At 37.0% G+C, this 2,407-nt stretch carries 2 protein-coding genes and 2 pseudogenes; 2 read left to right on the top strand and 2 right to left on the bottom strand.

Annotated elements, in window-relative coordinates:
* Positions 1-7 precede the first annotated feature (7 nt).
* Together KFO40_RS25465 and KFO40_RS25470 are read left to right on the top strand one after the other, a co-directional pair.
* Positions 8-289, top strand: coding sequence for a DUF3791 domain-containing protein (locus KFO40_RS25465; RefSeq protein WP_211146938.1), 282 nt, complete (start codon positions 8-10; stop codon positions 287-289).
* A complete protein-coding gene (locus KFO40_RS25470) occupies positions 283-1,011 on the top strand; it encodes a DUF3990 domain-containing protein (protein ID WP_211146937.1) in 729 nt (242 codons plus the stop codon). Before KFO40_RS25465 ends, KFO40_RS25470 begins: the two co-directional genes overlap by 7 nt.
* Positions 1,012-1,031: 20 nt before the next feature.
* On the opposite strand, the pseudogene KFO40_RS25475 reads toward KFO40_RS25470, so the two are convergent.
* Positions 1,032-2,330 (bottom strand): annotated as a pseudogene (locus tag KFO40_RS25475) (TlpA family protein disulfide reductase); the annotation flags it as partial.
* 2 nt (positions 2,331-2,332) lie between these two features.
* A pseudogene (locus KFO40_RS25480) lies at positions 2,333-2,407 on the bottom strand (chromate transporter); the annotation flags it as partial.

The raw sequence follows: 2,407 nt of genomic DNA on the forward strand, positions 1-2,407 counted from the left end.
AAATAATATGACCCTTAAAGAAAAACAATTAGAGTTTATTATCTATTGTATAGAGAATACAGCCGAACGGTTAGGATGTTATAGTGCGGATGTATATAATAAACTAAAAGAATTAGGTGCTATAGACGGCTATATAAATGCTTTTTATGATACTTTGCATACCCAAGGCAAAGCCTACATAGTAGATTCTTTATTAGAATATATCTATCATCGTGATCCACAATGGTTACCGAAAGATTATCGTCCTTTTCAAATTTCGACACAGCAAAAAGGAGATAAGTCATGTTAACTGTTTATCATGGTTCTACTTACCGTGTAGAACAACCATTAGCTGGAGTATGCCGACCAAATCTTGATTTCGGAGTGGGCTTTTATCTTACTGATTTAAAGGATCAGGCTATTCGTTGGGCTCTTCGCACAGCTGATATTCGCCATGAAAAAAGTGTATGGCTCAATATTTATTCATTGGATATAGATGCCTGCCGTAACTCTTCTTTTCATTATTTGCACTTTACCACTTACGATGCACATTGGCTGGATTTTGTTGTAGCATGTCGACAAGGGAATGTTATATGGCAGGATTATGACATAATAGAAGGCGGTATAGCAGATGACCGTGTGATACGTACTATTGACCTTTATATGCGTGGTGATTACACTCGTGAAGAAGCATTGTCACGTTTGATTCATCAAGAGCCTAATAATCAAATTTGTATTACGAACCAAAAAGTAGTTGACGAACACTTACATTTTGTGGATGCTATACTTTTACCTATCCCATCTCTCTCAAAAGAAATCCCCAATGCAGATATTGTAATGCAAGGCAAATATTACAGCATTGTAGAACTTCTTGCTACCCGTCTGCATATTTCCAGTCTACAGGCACTTGATATATTTTATAATAGCGAAAGCTACCAGCGCATTGTCCACCGACTTGGAGATCTATATCTCATGAGCGATGCATATATTGTAGATGAATTGATGAGGGAGCTACAAAAAAGACAAGGTTGATATTAGCCTTGTCTTTTTTGTTACTTGCTGTCCTTCACAGCCTCTTCAATTCGAGATACTAATTGCGGATTGCTGGGGCGTGCTGTAGTTCCGAAATCTACAATTTGCCCTTTTCTATTAATCAACAAATAATAGGGCATTCTATCTATTTTCCATTGTTTGCGAATTTTCTGTAAGTTCTCTTTTCCCAAATAATCAGATGCATAAATACATTCAATTTCCCGGTTTTTCAATGAATACTCATTCAGGCACTCTTCCCATTCTTCCTTGGGTTCACTTACACATATGGAATATATGACCAGGTCTTTGGTGGAATACTTACTCCGCAATTGTTTCAAAGGTTCCATTTCTGCCAGGCATGGTGGACACCACCTAGCCCAAAAATCGAAATAGATTACTTTTCCGTGATTCTTCTCAAGTATATTATAGATGGGTTCCATGTAAGGCATAGATGTTTTTAGCTTTGAGTTTTCGTGAAACTCACCATATAATAAATTGTTGGAAACTGGTTGCGGATTTTCCAGGTAAGATTTAGTCTGATTATATATCTGCATCACTTGTGCACGCAAATGCGGCATTTTTACGATCGAATCAAACTGTGTATGCCTCGTTGTTAAAGCAAGTGTATCATTTGCATTCAAAGAGCCAACTGCCATTTTGGTATATATATACTGGTTCAGTTCATTCTCTCCTACTGCCGACATAATCTCTTCTACAGATGGATTTTTTTTATCTTTGTAAGTTATCCCATAAGCTATATAGCGTTCTACTTCATCGGCAATATCATATAAACGTGCCGAAAGAATCCCTTTATTATAAAGTTTATTGATTGCAGGCAGAAGTTTATGATACCGATCCATTTCTTTTCTCGTTTTAAACTGGCATTGGTTACCATAGGATAACAAAGCGTAATAATAATCCTGTTTCAGTAACTCTTCAGTAAATAACGTAACATCTTCCATTGGCTTATACTTCGTCAGATACTCGTTTCTTCGCTCCAAACGAAAGTCATATTCCTTCTTTAATTCAGCCTCAAAATCCTTAATATTCAAATTCGGGTTTATACTATAATTCTGTATGTAATAGTAGGCGCTTTCTGTAAATGCCAGTATTTCTTGATTCAGTTTTTCTGCATCACCTGTTACTTTGGGATGAAAAAGATCTTTGAAGTCTATTTCCACATGTATGCTATCTCCCGGGTGGATATACAAATGTTCCGCATAATTGCGAATGGAAACTTCTCTTAATTTTGCATAAACTGGAAAGCGGAATGAAAATGAGCCATCTTCTTGTATGGGGGTACGATATTGATTTTCCATTAAGTAGCACTATTGATACCAATCGGCCCCGGAGTCATTTGCGAAATCGCCACCACATCCGTAAACTGCTGGGGAGT

It is taken from the genome of Bacteroides sp. 1001302B_160321_D4 (genome assembly GCF_015667765.1).
Classification (GTDB): domain Bacteria; phylum Bacteroidota; class Bacteroidia; order Bacteroidales; family Bacteroidaceae; genus Bacteroides; species Bacteroides xylanisolvens.